Source organism: Emticicia sp. (assembly GCF_043780375.1).
In the GTDB taxonomy this organism is placed as follows: domain Bacteria; phylum Bacteroidota; class Bacteroidia; order Cytophagales; family Spirosomataceae; genus Emticicia.
Genome location: NZ_JAYWCU010000054.1, coordinates 1 through 18632 on the forward strand (window position 1 = coordinate 1; position 18632 = coordinate 18632).

Genomic DNA, 18632 nt, shown 5'->3' on the forward strand with positions numbered 1-18632 from the left:
GTTCTAAACTTTTTTTGAAATACACTTTCTTATAACTCAGAGCAAATCGTGCTACAAAGGCAATGGCACACCATCGCCCATAGTCATAAGGCATTCCGAAGGTGAAATTTTGTATGAGTGTTACCAAGAAGCCGAAGGCAATCATCAGCGTAAAATCGCAAGTTGGATTAAACATTTCTTTGAAAATCCAGTATAGGATGACTATATGAAGACCGGCAAATAAGATAAATCCGATTATTCCCATGTCGTGAAACATTTCGATAAATGGCGAATCGACATAATATTGTTGGTATCCGTGTCCAAATATTATCGGAAACCAATTGCCTTTATCGAGATTTTTTGCCAAAGTTTTAAAAACCAATGCAATATTATCTACCCGTGTAGATGCTGAATCATCGCCTGAAAATTTGACTTTTTTGGCAGTTTCACTATCGAAAAAAGTGATAAATATTTTCTCAAATCTTTCAAAAATGTGGTTAAAAACATTGACAATTGCTTCATCATATCTTGTAAAAACCCAGATATAATAAATGCCAAAAGTGATGGCTAAAAAAAGGATAGCACCTTGCCAACCAAATACCCATTTTAGGCTTTTATAAATCGTTTGAGTTTTTAGATTTGATATAAAATAAAGGGCGAAAAATATACCTGTTACCATTACAATTGCCATTGACTGACAAAGTCCGATAACGACTAAAAGAATAAAAACGCTGCCATAATATACCCAACGCCAAAGTTGTCGGGTTTCATTTCTGAGTAAAACTATTCCCGCAACTACGCCAATATAAGCACTTTTTGCATAGATATGAGGGTTTCCCATCGAACCCATGCCACCATCATCGCCAAAACTAATGGCTGCTCGCATACCAATTACATAGGCGGGATTTCGTGCGATATAGTAAATCAAGCTGAGTCCACCAATGACACAAAAGAGCAGTGTAAATTGCACAAAGCTATCTTTTAAAGTGTTAATCGAAATCCCGGCAAAAATAAACAATGCCGTAAACAGCACCAATTGATTGACAATTTCTACTGGTGTATTGGTAAACCAGCCTCGATTTGGGGCGTAGAGAGCCAAATAAATGAGTGCCATTATTCCATATAAAATACAAAATAAATAACCAATAGTATTGGTACTATACAGGCGTTTTGGATTTTGTGGAAATGCTAATAAAAGGCTAAAAATGGTAAAAGCTGCCGTAAAAGCGGAACTTCCAGGGGCTAATTTAAGTCCATCTCGGAGGAAATAAACCATTGGAAGTCCTGTAAAGAAGAAACTTAAACCAATACTTTGGCGATACTTATTGAATTTATTTAGTAACCAATCAAGGTAAATGACCATTGTAAAACTATTTTTTGACAAATATACCCTACTCCATTCGTAAATAAAGTTTATTGTATGATTATTCCTATTTTGCGGCTTAAATTTTCTTAATTTTGAGGACTTTTTTTAAATAGTCTTTTAATTTTTGATAAATGGACTTGTAAAAAAATAGATAGACTAATAAATCACTAAACCACATAAAGCATGAAGATGCTCGTTATTCACCAGTTTTTCTGGGCACATTACAAAGCAAAAATTTATACTGAACTTCAAAAAGTTGTTGATAAACACCCAAAAGATGAACTTTTAGTGCTTCAAACTGCTCTTAATGAGTTTACTCGTGCAAAAATAGGTAGCATAGATTATAGCATTCATCAATATAATGTTAAGGTTCTGTTTGAAGATTTTTACGAAAATACTACAATTTGGCAACGAACAAAAAAGTCGATAGAATGGGTCAATAGGTTTAAACCCGATGTTGTAAATCTGCCTGGTTATTACGAGCCAGCTATGAATTTGGTGCTATTTTATTGCCGATTGAAAGGAATCAAGGTAGTGATTTCGGCAGATTCGACCGAAGGAGATAACCCAAATGTTTGGTGGAGAGAGGCTTTAAAGAGGTTTGTAGTAACAAAAGCTCAAGGTTTTTTTTGCTACGGCTCAAAGTCGGCAGAATATATTTTTAAATTGGGTATGAAACCAAAGCATATTTTGGTAGCCAACAATGCCGTTGATAACCAAAGAGTTGAAAGTGTTTATAATGCAGCAATATTTGATAGAAAGAACAGTAAGGAAGCATATAATTTACGAAAATATAACTTTATCTATGTTGGAAGGCTAATTTCTGTCAAAAATTTAGATAATCTATTGGCTGCATATAAACCTTTAGCCGATACCGAATGGGGTTTGATTATTTTGGGTGATGGTAGCGAAGAGGAAAAATTGAAGCAATATGTAGCTGATAATCATTTAGATGGCGTGAAGTTTATTGTAGGGCAAGCTTGGTATAACGTACCGAAGATATTGGCTTTAGGTGATGTTTTTATTTTGCCGAGTTATTCTGAGCCTTGGGGTTTGGTTGTCAATGAAGCTATGGCTTGTGGAATGCCCGTGATTGTGTCGAATAAATGCGGTTCGGCTTTTGATGTCGTGAAGGAAAACCAAAATGGTTATACATTCGACCCTTATAAAGTGGAAGAATTGACGAATGTATTTAATAAATTTGTGGAAGAGTCTGACAAAATCGTACCGTTTGGTAAGAAGTCAAAAGAAATAATCAAAAGATTTTCGCCAGAGCAAGTTGCCGAAGAAATGTATGAAGGTTTCAAAAAAGTAGTATATGAATATCAGTAGAAATAATAATTTTGATTTAATTCGTTTAATCGCCGCTTTTCAAGTATTGCTCTGGCATGGTGCAGAGCACCTCGGTGTTTTTAAAGGTTTGTATGGCTTTTTTGTTTTGTTATATCAATTTCCAGGTGTACCAATTTTCTTTACAATAAGTGGTTTTTTGATTTCTTATTCGCTTGAAAGGAACAATTTTGACTTAAAAAAATATTTCAAGAATCGTAGTTTACGAATTTTTCCTGCATTGTGGCTTTGTACAATCGTAACAGCAATACTATTATTTTCATTTGGAGAATTAACTGTTTTGAAAGATTTTATCACTTGGTTTTTAGCACAAATCACCTTTTTTCAGTTCTATGCTAGTCCTTCACTGAAAACTTGGGGAGTTGGACATCCAAATGGTAGTTTGTGGAGCGTTGCCATCGAATTACAATTTTATTTGATTTTGCCTGTGATTTTATACTTTATTGCTAAGATTCAAAAACTTTGGCTCATAAATATTGCACTTTTTGGGCTTTTCGTTATTTCTATTTTTATCAAAGATATTCATCTGAACAATCCTTGGATGTTGAAACATGAGTTATATGACAAACTCTTGGGAAATACGGTTTTAGTATATCTGTATTTTTTTTTAACGGGAATTGCTATTTACAAAAACTTTTATTGGATTGAAAAATTTTTAAAAGGAAAAGCCTTAATTTGGTTCGTAATATATGTTGTTTATGCTCTCGTTGTACATGGTTGGTTAGAACTCTATAACTACCCATACGATATTTCGATTGCTGGAATTATTGCCAATACAATACTTTCGTTATTGACCATTTCTTTTGCTTTTTCATACACCGATTTAAGCAAAAAACTCCTCCATGAAAATGATATTTCTTACGGAATCTATGTTTATCACATGCCAATCATCAATGCAATGTTGAGTTTAGGTTTTGTTGGAAACGTTTGGTATTTAGTGATTTTAGTAATCTTGACCACTATATTTGCTTTTTTATCTTGGAAATTTATCGAACAGCGAGCGTTGAAGTTGAAAATGTAAATTTATTTTTTAATAATTAATGTTTCTCTATATTTTCCTTGTGGAATGGGGTCAACTACTGACTCAGAATAGCCATTAGGAAGTTTCCCTCCAGGAATCCATAGCTCATTTGCACCTATTTCGTTGCCTGATGGAATTCTAACATGAAGTCGTTTTGGTTTTGGAATATCAATCCGTATCAGTCCGTTATTTTGCCAAAGTCCAGCAGGAATTCCAAGTTCGACTTCAATTAAAGTTATCTCTCCGTGTACTTTGTCTAATAAATCATCCATATCTTGTTTAGACATTACAAACTGCCCGTCGCTTCGTCCAAGAATACTTCGTCCAAATTTATCTAAAATATTTTCAGGAATCAGAAATGAAGCCCCTCTCTTAAATTGGCGAAGATGTCGCCTAATATATCTACTTTTTAAATAATTTGAAGGGAGAGGGCGTTTCCCTTTTGGAATGGAAATTATTTCTTGTTTTGAATGTCCATTTTTGAAAGAATGAGCAAAAAAATCAATTGAATCTTTAGGGAAAAAGTGTGATTCTTGGCTACTTCTTGCGGAAAGGGTAAATGAATAAAAAAAAATGACTAAAAAAAACCGATTTATTACTTTTTTGTTCATTGAATTTTAGCTGGTTTTGTCAGATTTGTTTTTCGTTCGACTTCATCAAATAATTGCCAAAAAAAGAGTTCTTCTTGGCGAAATATTGAAGAAATATTTCTTGCGGAATATCAGCTTTGTTGATATTTGGACTTTCAACAATTGAAGGTACTTTGTCCCATTTCAAGGTCGTAAAACTACTAAAAACACCTAAAATCACAGTAAATACAAAATAAAGTCTCAGGAATTTAGTAGAGATTTGTGATTTTATCATTTCGGAATAGGTGTTGAGGATCAATATAAATATCAGAATCTTTATTGTACTAATCAATCTCATTGCTAAATCATTATTAAAGCCAAGTCGAAAGATCGGGGAGATTATAAAGTAAGCAGCACAGAAAAACGTCAGTATCAATTTATCTCTATGAGAAACTTTGGTAGAAAAAACTTTATACATAAAAAACAAATAAACGCCCACTTCAAATGCACAATAACCCACCAAAGCCAAAATCGATATCAAAGGTTTTTGATATAAATAACCAGAAATGTCGGCAAATGTCCAGATAAAATCTGAGTAACGATTATCTTGAAAATGAGCAAGAAAATAAGCAGCCATGATAAATAATACTAGGCCACCACCAATAAGATTAGAAAACGTGAAAAAGTTTGAAAACCGACGGTATAAAACTAAAAATCCAGCAATAATTCCAACGCTTAATGCTCCTAAAAATGACCACATTAATAGTAAAGCAACAAAAAAAAGTATAAACCGATTATCTTTTCTGATAAAACATTCGTAATAAATAAAAAATACGCCCACAGTGCTTACAATATAATGTTGAGGCGAATAATGGATATTTATAAGGTTGAAAGAAATGCCTGAAGGCCAAATAAAATATTGAATCATTGGCAATGAAATGATATTTTTTAACAAATAATGAGCATACAAATAGGGCTTAAAAAGTGTTGCTCCCAATAAAAATAAGATAATAATTAAAAGAATATTTAAATTTTTTGGACTAAGAAAATAAAGCCAACAAAATGAAATATAAATGCCAATTCCACCCCAAATAAACAATAAAATATTGCTATAAGCGATGCCTATAAATTTACAAATAATAGCAGTAGGCAAGTAATATGCCATATAATAACCAAGAATGGCGGGTTCATGCAGAATTCCGTAGCGAGTTTCGTTTTCATAAACTACAGGAAATGGTTTTTCGATGAGTTCTTTTACAATGGTATTGTGTTTAAAATAGTCATAAGATTGCCCTAAACCAAAATTGCCTAAACTGAAAAATACCCCTAAAATTATAGTGAATGCTCCCAAATATAACAGGGTTTTTAGGTTGATACTTTCAACACGGAGGGCAGAAAAGTTTTCCTCGTTTTGTCGTGTTTGTTGTACATATTGATAAAAAGAAATGAAGGAAGCAATCAAGCTAATACTTGCCCAAATCGGATTTAGCCAGGTGAGCAAAAACAATACGTTAGGAATGAGAAAATAAACGACTGTCGTTATTTTTAAATGCTTAATTGTCATGATTTAAAGTGGTTAGGCGAATAAATATTTTTTCGACTAATTAACAAACCTATATTTTACCAATACCCAAATAGCTTCAACACCGTCTTTCCAATTGATTTTTTTTCCTTCACTTATAGAACGTGGAAAATAATTGATAGGTACTTCGGGTATCTTAAAACCTAATTTGGCAATTTTTGCTGTTACTTCTGGGCAAAACTCAAAACCTGTACAGTTGAGCTTGATAGATTTGAGTAATGTTGCGTCAAAAACTTTATAACAAGTTGGCTCGTCTGTCAGGTTTTGCCAGTATAAAATATTGGTTATCCAAGTAACAACCTGACCTCCCCAAAAGAAAGATAAATATGAGTGTTTATTTTGTTTATTCAAGAAACGAGAGCCATAAACAACTTTTTCTTGTCCACTTGCAACCAACGGGATTAATTTATAATAATCTTGTGGATCGTATTCTAAATCAGCATCTTGAATAATAATTACATCACCTGTAGCATGCTGAATTGCGGTTCTTATAGCTCCGCCTTTTCCTTGATTTTTCTCGTGAAAAACAACTTTTATTTCATCACTTTTCAATTGATTCAATAATTCTCTTGTGCCATCGGTTGAACCATCATCTACCACAATAATTTCTTTTGGGATATTGATTTCTCCAACCTTATTTATTATTTTTTCAATATTTCTAACTTCATTGTATGCGGGAATTAAAACAGAGAGGAGCATATTTTTGTATTTACGATTTTTCAATCAAATTAATAACACTTAATTTTTAAACTTATCTATTTTGTTGGTTTGCGATGCCAAATTGTGATATAAAGAACTGAGTCTTTTTCGAGGATAAAGTTATCACGCAGTTCTTGTTTCAATTTGTTAAGTGCTAATTTATTTTCGAGTGTATTAACCTTTGAGCTATCATCAATCACTGTTTGCCTAAAGCCAAAAAGAACTAATTTGAGGCTGGTATCTTTCAACGATTTTTGATAAATATCAATGTTTTTTTTGATATAATCGCTCGTTTGCATTTCGGTATTGATAAACGGAACATTGGGGTAAGCATGGGAATGAAAGTAAAATAATGAACCAAAATCAATAAAAAGAGCTTTATCACCCTTCTTTAAATATCTATTAACCGTTTGATTATATGTTTTGTCGATAGCAAAATCATCAACATGAAACAAGCGTTTGACACCATCTGGGCGAGTAACAAAAGTGGTAATTACTACGAATAATGTTAGACCTCCCACAAAAAAATAAATTCGGGAAAGTTTCTCAGTATATAACTCGCTGTAATGCCTAAAAACCATTGCAATTATAATAGAAAAGAAAGGTGCTGCAGGAAATAAATAATGTGAAGCCTGACTTTTTAAAAGCGATGTTAAAGAAAATAGACCTAAAAATAAAGAAAGTGTGAATATTGTATTTGTGAAAAAAAACTTCTTGTTTTTAAGTGCTAATAGTACACTAATAATTGTTAAAAGGATAAACCAAAAGGTTTTTGTTAACAGCTTTTTGAGAAATATTGTATGAGCCGGATATGAGCTAAAAGGATAAATATATGACCAATAAAGGTGTTGGTCTAAACGATTAAGCGAATAAAAATAAAGTAATGAAAGTGCTAATGGAATCGAAAAGCCTAAAATTAGTAATGTGCCTTTTTGAGTGATTTGCCAAAAGTTTGATTTTTTGATAATGAAACATTCATACAATAAATAAAAACCTGCTCCTGCAACATAAAACATAGCAATACTTTTGAAACACATGGCAATTCCTAACCAGATTCCTGCGATGAGCCAGCCTAAATTCGTTTTTTTTGAAAGAAAAAACAATGCCCAAATAGCTAAAACTGCAATTGGTGCTTCGGGTTCAAGGAAGTTCATTTCCATGAAAAAACAACAAATTAATGTTAATAATGAAGCAATAAATGCTGTTTTTAGATTTTTGGTTGTTTTTATGACGACATAAAAAGATGAAATGCCGATACTTGCAAAAAGTAAAGTAATGAGCAGGCTTACTTGTAAATGTGTAAAATCACCACCCAAAAAATTAATTGAATGTTGAACAAATACATACCACAACCAAGATTTTGAAGGAATGAAATCGTACATTTCATAGCCGTCGTTTAGCGAGCGACTAATGACCAAATATTCTAAAGCATCATAACCAAAGTCAGAATTATAAGCAAATAACCCAAAAACCAACGTTGTTATTATTAAAACGCTAACTTGAAAAAAGTTTTTTTTATTCATTTATTTAACCTCGAGAAGCATAGCGAAAAACGCAGGGGTAAATTCTCTTTTGTCTTTATTTGTTGTTACAACTACTTGAAATACCTTGAAAATACAAAATTAGCAAATTTTTACTTGGGGTTCTCGACAAACCGTCATAATTTTAAGGATGAATTGGATAAAGCCTCTTACGATAGTCGAGTTTGTCTTCATTGGCATATTTTTGTTGGTATATGCTGCCTACTTTATTCGTTTGTATTTGGTTGCTCGACGCTTAGGAACTACTGCACGTTCGATTATTATTAAATTTTTTATCCGAGCAGTTTATTTGGGACTTTGTATTTTAGGTTTACTCGGGCCGAGTTTTGGCGTGAATGAAATTGAAGCACAAGCAACTGGGAAAGATGTTTTTTTTGTTTTTGATTTATCTCGTTCGATGGATGCCATTGATATAGAACCAACTCGAATAGAAAGAGTTAAATTTGAACTAACGAAAAACCTTAGCTTATTGAAATCTGATAGAGTTGGACTTATTGTTTTTGCTTCGGAGGCTTTCGTACATACTCCATTAACTTTCGATCGGGATGCTTTAAGGTTATTTATTCAAAAGCTAAATACAAATTTGTTTTCAGTGAGCGGAACAGACCTAAATTCAGCGTTACAATTGATTTTACAAAAATATCAGAATCCTGTTACACGTAGAAAAGCAAAGGTTGTGATTTTAGTAACTGATGGTGAAGATTTTGGAGAATTAGATTCAAAAATCATTTTTGAACTTAAGAAAAATAAAGTAAACCTGCTTGTTTTGGGGGTTGGCACACCTCAAGGTGGTGCAATAAAAGAAGGTGATGGATATAAAAAAGATAATGAAGGTAACGAAGTTTTAACAAAATTAAACGCAGGCTATCTTAAAAATCTGAGTAAATCATTTGGTGGAAAATATTTTCAATTGACCAATCAAGTGAATGAAGTGAGTTCATTATTGAAAGAAGTAGCTAATTTAGAGAGTAATTGGATTGATACACGCAAAATGACGGTAGCCAACAATAAATATCATTATTTCGTATTATTGGCTTTAATTCTGATGTTTGTTGATGTTTTGGTAACAGTACGAACAATTAAAATTTAGGAAGCTATTGAATACATGGTTCTTTTATATTATTCTTTTATTTCTCAATCTTCGTTCGTTGACGAATGTTTCTGAAAGAAACTTGCTGAAAAATGAAGCAGCACGAGCATTTGCTCAAAAAAAATATGGATTGGCGGCTGATAAGTACCAAATTTTATCAAAAATTTCATTTAATCTAGAACCAGAAGCTCGACTAAATTTGGCTCATGCGTATTTTTATATAGGCGATACAACCAAAGCATTGAACGAATATAGAAGACTTTTGAGAATCAGTGATGAACAAATTTCATCAAGTGTTTTGATTCAAATTGGTGTAATTGATACCATGCTTGGCGATAGTTCCACAGCGTTGATGTTATTTAAAGAGGCATTGCAGAAAAACCCTGAAAACAAAACGGCTCGCTATAATTATGAGCTTTTAAGAAAAAAGTTACCTCAAGAACCACCAAAAAACAATCAAAATCAGAATAATCAAACACAGGAACAAAACCAAAATAATAGTGGCTTAACCGAGAAGACAGAGGAAAAACAAGAAGATTTAAGCTCGCAAACTCCCGAAAAAATGAGTAAAGAAAAGGCTTTACAGATTTTGGAAGCAATGAAAACAAATGAATTGCAATATTCGCAACAGAGAAAGAAATCAGGTAAGAAAAAAGATAAGAATGCAAAAGATTGGTAAAACTGTTGAACAGATTTCTTGTCGGGGTTGTGTTCAACTCCATTTTTTTCTAAGCATTTTAGTAAACGAAAATTGATTAATTATTGATAGAAAATGGCATCACTTAAAGAAACAAATTTTAATTTTGAAGGACAAATAGGCTTTTATCGTGGAAAAGTTAGAGATGTTTATGATTTTGGTGATAAAATCATAATGATTGCTTCAGACCGTATTTCGGCATTTGATGTGGTTCTGCCTCGTCCGATTCCGCACAAAGGGCAAGTTTTGAATCAAATTGCGGCGAAATTCCTTAATTTAACTAAAGATATTGTTCCTAATTGGTTTTTGGCAGCTCCCGATCCCAATGTTTCAGTGGGCATTCGTTGCGAAACTTTTCCTGTTGAAATGGTCGTTCGAGGCTATTTGGTAGGTCATGCTTGGCGTACATATAAAAGTGGTTTGCGAATTTTGTGCGGTGTAATTTTGCCAGAAGGTTTGAAAGAAAATGACAAGTTTGTAACGCCAATTATTACCCCAACAACTAAGGCTCATGAAGGACATGATGAAGATATTTCGAGAGAAGATATTATTGCCAAAGGCTTGGTTGACGAAGAAAAGTATATTCAATTAGAGAAATATGCTTTAGCCTTGTTTCAAAGAGGAACAGAAATAGCGGCTGAAAGAAACCTAATTTTGGTTGATACAAAATATGAATTTGGTGAAAAAGATGGAATAATTTATTTAATTGATGAAGTTCATACACCCGATTCGTCACGTTATTTTATTGCAGATTCTTACCAAGATAATCTCGAAAAAGGTTTACCACAAAAGCAATTATCGAAGGAATTTGTTCGAGAGTGGCTCATTGATAATAACTTTCAAGGAAAAGAAGGACAAACAGTTCCAGAAATGACTGACCAAAAAGTAGCCGAGATATCAAATCGCTACATTGAACTTTATGAAAATGTAGCAGGAGAGAAGTTTGTTGTAAATAATGAAGAAGATATTTTAGGCAGAATTGAAAAGAATATTAATGATTATTTGAAGAATTAAGATTTCTACAAAAACGCCCTTTTCTAAATTTTAGAAAAGGGCGTTTTAATGTTTTAAGGCTTCAATCTAAATTCCTGCATAAGCAGGCGAAATCATCGAAATTGCTTTAGCTTCTAAAAGCGATTCGCCCATCAAAAATTCATCTATTTTTCTAGCACATTCACGGCCTTCAGAAATAGCCCAAACAACCAATGATTGTCCACGACGCATATCGCCAGCAGCAAAAATTTTGGCATTTGAAGTTTGATAATTTGGTGCTTTTACATTTTTACGCTCATCAACTTCAACCTCCAATTGTTCGAGTAAATCTTGTTGAGGGTTTAAAAATCCAGCCGCAATCAAAGCCAACTCACAAGGAATTTCACGCTCATTCATTTCAACACGAGTACCGTTAAACATTGCACTTTCTGAAACCAAGATGCTTTTCAAATTGCCTTTTTCATCACCAATAAATTCTTTAACGTTTACACTAAACAAACGTTCACAACCTTCTTCGTGGGAAGTGGAAGTACGCTTTGTCAATGGCCAGTTTGGCCAAGGAGTAGCTTCCGCTCTAACTTGATAATAAGGCTGTTTTTTATCATCAATGCTTGGCTCAACCATTACTTCAACTTGCGTAATAGTTTTTGCTTTGTGACGGTTAGAAGTTCCTACACAGTCGGAACCAGTATCGCCACCCCCAATGACGACAACATTTTTGTCGGTTGCAAAAATTTCACCGTTTTGGTACATTTCTCCTTTATGGTCTTTTGTTCTTTCAATGCCAGAAACTCTTTTGTTTTGTTGACTTAAAAACTCCATTGCAGGAAAAATGCCTTTCAAGTCTTTACCTTTTATATCAATCAAGCGTGGAACTGTAGAGCCTCCAGAAAGTGCAATTGCATCAAAATCTCTTAATAAATCGCTTGATTTGATGTTTTCGCCTACATTTGCATTAGTTATAAACTCAATTCCTTCATCAATCATTACTTCTACACGACGACGTACCACTGATTTGTCTAATTTAAAATCAGGAATACCGTAGCGAAGCAAGCCACCAATTTCATCGGCACGCTCAAAAACTGTAACTAAATGTCCAGCTTTATTGAGCTGTGATGCTACCGCTAATCCTGCAGGTCCAGAACCTACGACAGCAATTTTTTTACCAGTACGTTTTTTTGGAATATTTGGTTTAACCCAACCATTGGCAAAAGCTCTTTCGATGATAGATTTTTCAATATATTCAATGGCAACTGGCGGTTTATTAATCCCCAAGACACACGATGATTCGCAAGGTGCAGGGCAAATTCTACCAGTAAATTCAGGGAAATTATTTGTCGAGCTTAAAATTTGATAAGCATATTCCCAGTTTTGCTCCCAAACTGCATCATTAAACTCTGGAATGATATTTCCGAGTGGACAACCATTATGACAAAAAGGCACCCCACAGTCCATACAACGAGCTGCTTGTTTACGAGAATTTTCGTCGTTTGTAGGCATTTCAACCTCAATATAATCCAAACGGCGTTCTTCAACGTTTCGTTTGGCTGCCAATTCTCTTTGAAATTCTAAGAAACCAGTTGGTTTTCCCATTGTTATATTGTGATTTTTTATATAGTCGATAGTCCACTGACAACAGTCGATAGTAATTGTACAATATTCACAACCATCATCAATAGACTAATACTAAATACTTTATTTAATAAATATAAATTACTTTATAAATCTTATAGACTGTGGTTTGACGACCACCGATTAAGCCAAAACGCTTTCGATTTCTAATTTTTTCTTACGTTCTAACAAAACTCGCTTGTAATCAATTGGCATTACTTTAACAAAGTTTGCTACTTCGGCTTCGAAATTTGATAATATTCTTTCAGCAACCTCACTTTTGGTTACTTTAAGGTGTTTTTCGATAAATGCTTTTAGCATGGCAGCATCTTCGGTATCAACGGTTTCTAAGCCAACCATTTCTTTGTTACATTTTGCATCAAATGTTGTGTTTGGGTCATAAACAAAAGCAAAACCTCCACTCATTCCAGCGGCAAAATTGCGACCAGTTTCTCCCAAAATAATAGCTAATCCACCAGTCATATATTCCAAACCGTGGTCGCCAATACCTTCAACAACAACTTTTGCACCCGAATTTCTGACACAGAAACGTTCGCCAGCCATTCCTCTTATGTAAGCCTCACCCGAAGTTGCACCATAAAAAGCAACGTTTCCAATAACCATATTTTCTTCGGCTTTGAATGTAGCTTTTCTATCGGGGTAAACAATTAATTCAGCTCCACAAAGACCTTTTCCGAAGTAATCATTAGAATCTCCTTCGAGTTCGAGTTTCAAACCTTTGGTTGAAAATGCACCAAAAGATTGCCCAGCCGTTCCTCGGTATTTAAAGTGTATCATACCGTAAGGTAGCCCATCACCTTTATAAATCTTTGAAATTTCGTTAGAAGTCATTGCACCAATTGAACGGTTCAAGTTATTTACTTCATAACTCGCTTCAACTTCTTGTTGGTTCAAAATAGCAGGTTGAGCATCTTTAATCATTTGCCAGTCAAGCACTTTCGATATACCGTGGTCTTGTTCTTCCTGCTTATATTGAGCAACATCAAGTGTAGTTGGCTCTTTGAAAAGAATACCTGATAGATCAATTTTCTTATATTTCCAGTGAGTTAAATCATCACGTTTCTCAAGATATTGAACTTGTCCAACCATTTCGTTAATGGTACGGAAGCCTAAGTCTGCCATGATTTCACGCAGTTCCATGGCCAAATAAGTAAACATATTCACTACATGTTCAGGTTTTCCGCTAAACATGGCTCGCAATTCTTTGTTTTGTGTGGCTACTCCAACAGGACAAGTATTCAAATGGCATTTTCGCATCATAATACAACCCACAGCAACCAAAGCTGCCGTTGCCACCCCAAATTCTTCCGCACCAAGCAAAGCTGCCACTGCTAAATCTTTGCCTGTTCGTAATTGTCCATCGGCTTGTACTGTTATTCTGCCACGAAGTTTGTTTTTAACCAATGTTTGGTGAGCCTCGGCAAGACCTAATTCCCAAGGCAAACCTGCATGACGAACCGACGATAGGGGAGACGCACCAGTTCCACCATCGTGCCCTGCAATTAAAACAACATCGGCATGGGCTTTAGCAACCCCAGCAGCTACTGTTCCTACGCCTGCTTCTGACACTAATTTTACTGAAATTCGGGCATCACGATTCGAGTTTTTTAAATCATAAATCAATTGTGCCAAATCTTCGATTGAATAAATATCATGGTGTGGTGGCGGTGAAATCAAACCAACACCTGGCGTACTATGACGCACACGACCAATCCAGTCATCAACTTTATGACCAGGAAGTTGCCCACCTTCACCAGGTTTTGCACCTTGGGCCATTTTGATTTGAAGTTCTTTCGCATTAGACAAATAATGACTTGTTACGCCGAAACGTCCTGAAGCAACTTGTTTGATTGCTGAACTTAAATTAGCTCCATTTTTATCTAAATCATAACGAATTTCGTCTTCACCACCTTCGCCCGAATTCGAGCGACCACCGATGCGGTTCATGGCAATTGCTAAGGTTGTATGGGCTTCCCACGAAATCGAACCAAATGACATGGCACCTGTGGCAAAACGCTTGAAAATACTTTCAATCGGTTCAACTTCTTCCAAAGGAATTGGATTCCCTTTTTTGAAACGTAGCAAACCACGAAGCGTAAGAGCATCTTTGCTTTGGTCGTTGATGAGTTTTGAATATTGTTTGAAAATTTGGTAACCTTTGTCCAAATCTTTCTCGCCAACTCGACCCGATTGTTGAAGTAAATGTATTGATTGCGGGTTAAACATGTGACGTTCGCCACGCTGTTTCCATTGGTAAACCCCACCAACTTCCAAACGATTGACTGATTCTTGCGGAATTTCGGGGAAACCAACACGATGCCTGATGTATGCTTCTTTGGCAATTTCGGCAAGTCCCATTCCACTTATACGTGAGATAGTTCCTGTGAAATATTTATCTATAACTTGTTTGTTCAGACCAATACATTCAAATATTTGAGCACCTTGATAAGATTGTAAGGTTGAAATTCCCATTTTTGAAAAAATCTTCAATAACTCTTTATCAACTGCCTTGATATAATTTTTATAAAGCGTATAATCTTCAAAGGGGCGGCCTCCTGCTTCGCCTTCAATTAATCCTTTTTTATTCATCCATGACAAAGTTTCAAAAGCCATGTATGGACAAATTCCTGATGCACCGTAGCCAATCAAAGCAGCAAAATGATGCGTTTCCCAAATATCACCTGCTTCAACCAAAATACCTGCTTTTCCACGAATACCTTTTCTGATGAGGTGATGATGAATAGCAGCCGTTGCTAAAAGCGATGGAATTGGAGCGTGGTCGGTGTCGATGGCACGGTCGGAAAGGATCAAAATCTCGAAACCATCTTCAATCGCATCTTCGGCGTAGCGGCAAATTCTTTCTAAACCGAACTCTAATGCTTTTCCAATATCTTCTGCTCTCGAATTGAAATAAGTATTGATTGTTTTTCCTTGAAAACCTTTGTAATCAACAAAACGAAGTTTGTCAAACTCTTCAATGGTCAAAACTGGTTGGTCGAGTTGCACCAAACGACAATGACTTGGAGACTCTTTTAAAATATTTTCATTTGAACCAACAAATGAGAGCAATGACATAATTGACCGCTCACGAATGGAGTCAATCGGTGGGTTGGTAACTTGGGCAAATAGTTGTTTAAAATAATATGATAAGTGCTGACTTTGGTCTGAAAGAATTGCCAAAGGCGTATCAACACCCATTGAGCCAATGGCTTCCATGCCCGACTGTGCCATCGGGGCTAAAATCATGCGTAAATCTTCTGAAGTATAACCAAAAGTAATTTGGCGTTTCAACAAAGTTTCTTCACTATAATGTTGGTATGGACGAATAGATTTAGGAAGAACTTCAGTCTTAATTTTGTAATCATCTAGCCACTCTTGGTAAGGCTGGCGTGAACAAATATCAGCCTTTACTTCTTCGTCAGGAATAATTCTGCCTTGCTCCATATCAACCACAAACATTTTACCAGGCTGTAAACGCCCTTTCGACACAACTTTTGACTGGTCAATGTCCAAAACCCCAGCTTCTGATGCCATGATTACGGTATCATCGTCAAGCACCCAATAACGAGAGGGGCGAAGACCATTTCTATCGAGAGTTGCACCCACAATTTTGCCATCAGTAAATGAAATTGAGGCTGGGCCGTCCCAAGGCTCCATAATGGCGGCGTGATATTCATAAAATGCTTTTCTTGTTGCATCCATTTCCTCGTTACCGTCCCAAGCTTCTGGTACGAGCATCATCATTACATGTGGCAATGAGCGACCCGAAAGATATAATAACTCTAAAACGTTGTCTAATTGAGCAGAATCTGAGTTTCCAGTATCGCAAATAGGCAAAACCATATCCATCTCTTCTTTGGTGAAGAAATCAGAAACAAAAGATTTCTCACCAGCACGAATCCAATTAACATTTCCTTTTACAGTATTAATCTCGCCATTGTGTGCAATAAATCGAAATGGCTGTGCTAATTTCCATGAAGGAAAAGTATTGGTCGAGAAACGGGAGTGAATTACTGCAAAAGCAGATGTTACCGATTCGTTTGCCAAATCAGGGAAATAATATTTTAACTGCTCAGTTGTAAGCTGTCCTTTATACGATATTGTGCGGCATGAGAGTGAGGAGAAATAAAAATGCTCTTTTGCTCCAGCAACTGCTTCACGAATAATACGAGAAGCATATTGACGAAGAATATATAATTTCCGTTCAAAATCAATTTCTTCAGTAATATCAACAGGACGTTTAATAAACACTTGCTCAAATTCTGGTTCCACTGATGCCGAACCTTCGCCCAAGCAATCTCCTTTTGTAAGAACTTTGCGATAGCCAAGTAATTCTAAACCTAATTTGTCAATTTTACGGTTCAAAATATCTCTACATTCTTCACGTTCGGTTTTATCCATTGGGAAGAATATCATGCCTACACCATACTCGCCAATAGAGGGCAATTGGAAGTTTAATTTATTACATTCGTCTAAAAAGAATTCATGAGGAATTTGCAGTAATATACCAGCACCATCGCCTGTGTTTGGGTCACAACCACAAGCACCACGATGATCCATCCTTTCGAGCATTTTGATGGCATCGGCAACTATGCCATGCGACTTGCGTCCCTTCAAATGAGCTCTAAAACCTATTCCACAGGCATCATGCTCAAATTCTGAGCGATAAAGGCCTTGTTGTTGCTCCGTAACTTGTTCAGTTTCAGTCATCGTGCGTACAAAAAATGATAGTGATTTGAAATTGTACCTATTATTATGATTTTGTTGTAAAAATGGTCTTATGGCTACCTAATAATCTATTGAAACCAAGGGGTCTTACTGGGGTATATCATAATTACATTGCAATATAATACCAAATTTATTTGGCATAACAACTTTTAAACCAAATTTTCTTTCTTGAATAAAAAATACTTGTTTTAACAACAAATATTATGAGAAAAATGCAAAGATGTATTTAGTATTTTGATCAATTGGAAATAATTTTTGTTTAATTATTTAGTCAGTTAAGTAAATTTTTTGAAGAAATTATGAGGTTAATTCCTTCAAAAAATACTATTAAATAATGGTTGTTTTTTTGATTTTCCTTTCATTTGTAATTTTATTAATACATGATTTTATATAAATATTATAAGAGATTACCATGCCGTTTAATAAATAAATGAGATAAAAGCTTGATTATCAAGATATTGTATTTTACTTTGCATCAAACATCGGAAATTCGTAATATGATAATTAACCAAAAGAAGGTTTTGATAACCTTAATACTCGCTCTTTCATTTCAGTTTTTACAAGCTGCCTCATTTCAAAAATACTTTACTAAATTAATGAAATTTGAAGGCAAAGGCTTCGGAATTCACCAAGCAATTTGGGGAAATAAAGACTTCACTAAGAATGAAGCATTTCGCATTCATAAAAGGTTTTATTGGGATAAATATCATGCTGATTTATTTGAAAGCCAAGAGGTTGCAGAGGTATTTATTGACCAAATTATCAATACAGGAGAAGGAAAAGAAAGTGTGAATATTAAGGCTTTTGAGGCAATTTTGGGCGTAGTACAAAATGGAGTTTTGTCTCCTGAAGATATTAAGATTGCAAATGATTTTGTTTTTCCTGAACAAATTATTAACCCCTATGTCAATTATCGGTTAAGCTATTATCGTTCAAGGAAAAATTTTAAAAAATACCCTGGCTGGATAACTCGAGCAAAGAGTTTTATGGTTGCAGATGATGAAGGTAAATTATTAGCAGACTATTTAGTTTTGCCTAAAATGCTAATAAAAGAAGAAGAACATGATATTGTAGAACTATTTAAAAAAGAACTCCTCGTAAAAAAATAACCATAATTTTTTTTGAATATAATACTATTGATGATACAAACTTCGTTTTATCATCAATAGTAAATTTATTTGGCACAATAATTTTGCCAGCTAGTTTTATGTTATTTTTATTTTCGACTGTATATTGTTTTCTCATTAACTACTGATAGTAAGCCTATTACTGACAATCTACTTTTAATTATAGTTTTTTGACTGAATAATTACCCAAGATTGCTGTTTTTAAAACGTGGTCAATGGTATTCCAAACTTGCTCTTTGGTTTGTATTGTTTCCTCTT

The 18632-nt window shown here is 34.6% G+C and carries 13 protein-coding genes; 6 read left to right on the plus strand and 7 right to left on the minus strand.

What is annotated here, in order from left to right:
- On the minus strand, nucleotides 1-1342 hold a 1342-nt coding region (locus ACH2CJ_RS03665), incomplete at its 3' end, for a hypothetical protein (protein WP_394990810.1).
- Nucleotides 1343-1528: 186 nt separating this feature from the next.
- On the opposite strand from ACH2CJ_RS03665, the gene ACH2CJ_RS03670 reads away from it, so the two are divergent.
- Nucleotides 1529-2677, plus strand: a complete 1149-nt coding sequence (locus tag ACH2CJ_RS03670; protein WP_394990811.1) for a glycosyltransferase family 4 protein — start codon at nucleotides 1529-1531, stop codon at nucleotides 2675-2677.
- The gene (locus ACH2CJ_RS03675) at nucleotides 2664-3716 is read left to right on the plus strand and encodes an acyltransferase family protein (RefSeq protein ID WP_394990812.1); all 1053 of its coding nucleotides are present in this window, start codon (nucleotides 2664-2666) and stop codon (nucleotides 3714-3716) included. The genes ACH2CJ_RS03670 and ACH2CJ_RS03675 overlap by 14 nt, the downstream gene beginning before the upstream one ends.
- 2 nt (nucleotides 3717-3718) lie before the next feature.
- Here the strand turns inward: ACH2CJ_RS03675 and ACH2CJ_RS03680 are convergent, their stop codons facing one another.
- The 4 genes from ACH2CJ_RS03680 to ACH2CJ_RS03695 all read right to left on the minus strand — a co-directional run bounded on the left by ACH2CJ_RS03680 (nucleotide 3719) and on the right by ACH2CJ_RS03695 (nucleotide 8089).
- On the minus strand, nucleotides 3719-4327 hold the full coding sequence (locus ACH2CJ_RS03680; protein WP_394990814.1) for a hypothetical protein: 609 nt from the start codon (nucleotides 4325-4327) through the stop codon (nucleotides 3719-3721).
- A 19-nt stretch (nucleotides 4328-4346) separates the two neighbouring features.
- Complete coding sequence (locus ACH2CJ_RS03685; RefSeq protein WP_394990816.1) at nucleotides 4347-5786, minus strand: hypothetical protein; 1440 nt, start codon at nucleotides 5784-5786, stop codon at nucleotides 4347-4349.
- 99 nt (nucleotides 5787-5885) lie between these two features.
- The gene (locus ACH2CJ_RS03690; RefSeq protein WP_394990817.1) at nucleotides 5886-6566 is read right to left on the minus strand and encodes a glycosyltransferase family 2 protein; all 681 of its coding nucleotides are present in this window, start codon (nucleotides 6564-6566) and stop codon (nucleotides 5886-5888) included.
- 56 nt (nucleotides 6567-6622) lie between these two features.
- On the minus strand, nucleotides 6623-8089 hold the full coding sequence (locus ACH2CJ_RS03695) for a glycosyltransferase family 39 protein (protein ID WP_394990819.1): 1467 nt from the start codon (nucleotides 8087-8089) through the stop codon (nucleotides 6623-6625).
- Nucleotides 8090-8237: 148 nt separating this feature from the next.
- Here ACH2CJ_RS03695 and ACH2CJ_RS03700 point away from each other — a divergent pair, with 148 nt between their 5' ends.
- From ACH2CJ_RS03700 to ACH2CJ_RS03710, 3 genes are all read left to right on the plus strand, one after another.
- Entirely contained in the window at nucleotides 8238-9197 is a 960-nt protein-coding gene (locus ACH2CJ_RS03700; RefSeq protein WP_394990821.1) for a VWA domain-containing protein, read from the plus strand.
- Between the two features lie 7 nt (nucleotides 9198-9204).
- The gene (locus tag ACH2CJ_RS03705) at nucleotides 9205-9876 is read left to right on the plus strand and encodes a tetratricopeptide repeat protein (RefSeq protein ID WP_394990823.1); all 672 of its coding nucleotides are present in this window, start codon (nucleotides 9205-9207) and stop codon (nucleotides 9874-9876) included.
- Between the two features lie 93 nt (nucleotides 9877-9969).
- Nucleotides 9970-10908 (plus strand): phosphoribosylaminoimidazolesuccinocarboxamide synthase, encoded by a 939-nt coding sequence (locus ACH2CJ_RS03710; protein ID WP_394990824.1) that lies wholly within the window; start codon nucleotides 9970-9972, stop codon nucleotides 10906-10908.
- A 66-nt stretch (nucleotides 10909-10974) separates the two neighbouring features.
- Here the strand turns inward: ACH2CJ_RS03710 and ACH2CJ_RS03715 are convergent, their stop codons facing one another.
- Complete coding sequence (locus ACH2CJ_RS03715; RefSeq protein ID WP_394990826.1) at nucleotides 10975-12480, minus strand: glutamate synthase subunit beta; 1506 nt, start codon at nucleotides 12478-12480, stop codon at nucleotides 10975-10977.
- Nucleotides 12481-12642: 162 nt separating this feature from the next.
- Nucleotides 12643-17229 (minus strand): glutamate synthase large subunit, encoded by a 4587-nt coding sequence (gene gltB / locus ACH2CJ_RS03720; protein WP_394990828.1) that lies wholly within the window; start codon nucleotides 17227-17229, stop codon nucleotides 12643-12645.
- A gap of 515 nt (nucleotides 17230-17744) precedes the next feature.
- Here gltB and ACH2CJ_RS03725 point away from each other — a divergent pair.
- Entirely contained in the window at nucleotides 17745-18356 is a 612-nt protein-coding gene (locus ACH2CJ_RS03725; protein ID WP_394990831.1) for a glycosyl hydrolase 108 family protein, read from the plus strand.
- Nucleotides 18357-18632: the final 276 nt, after the last annotated feature.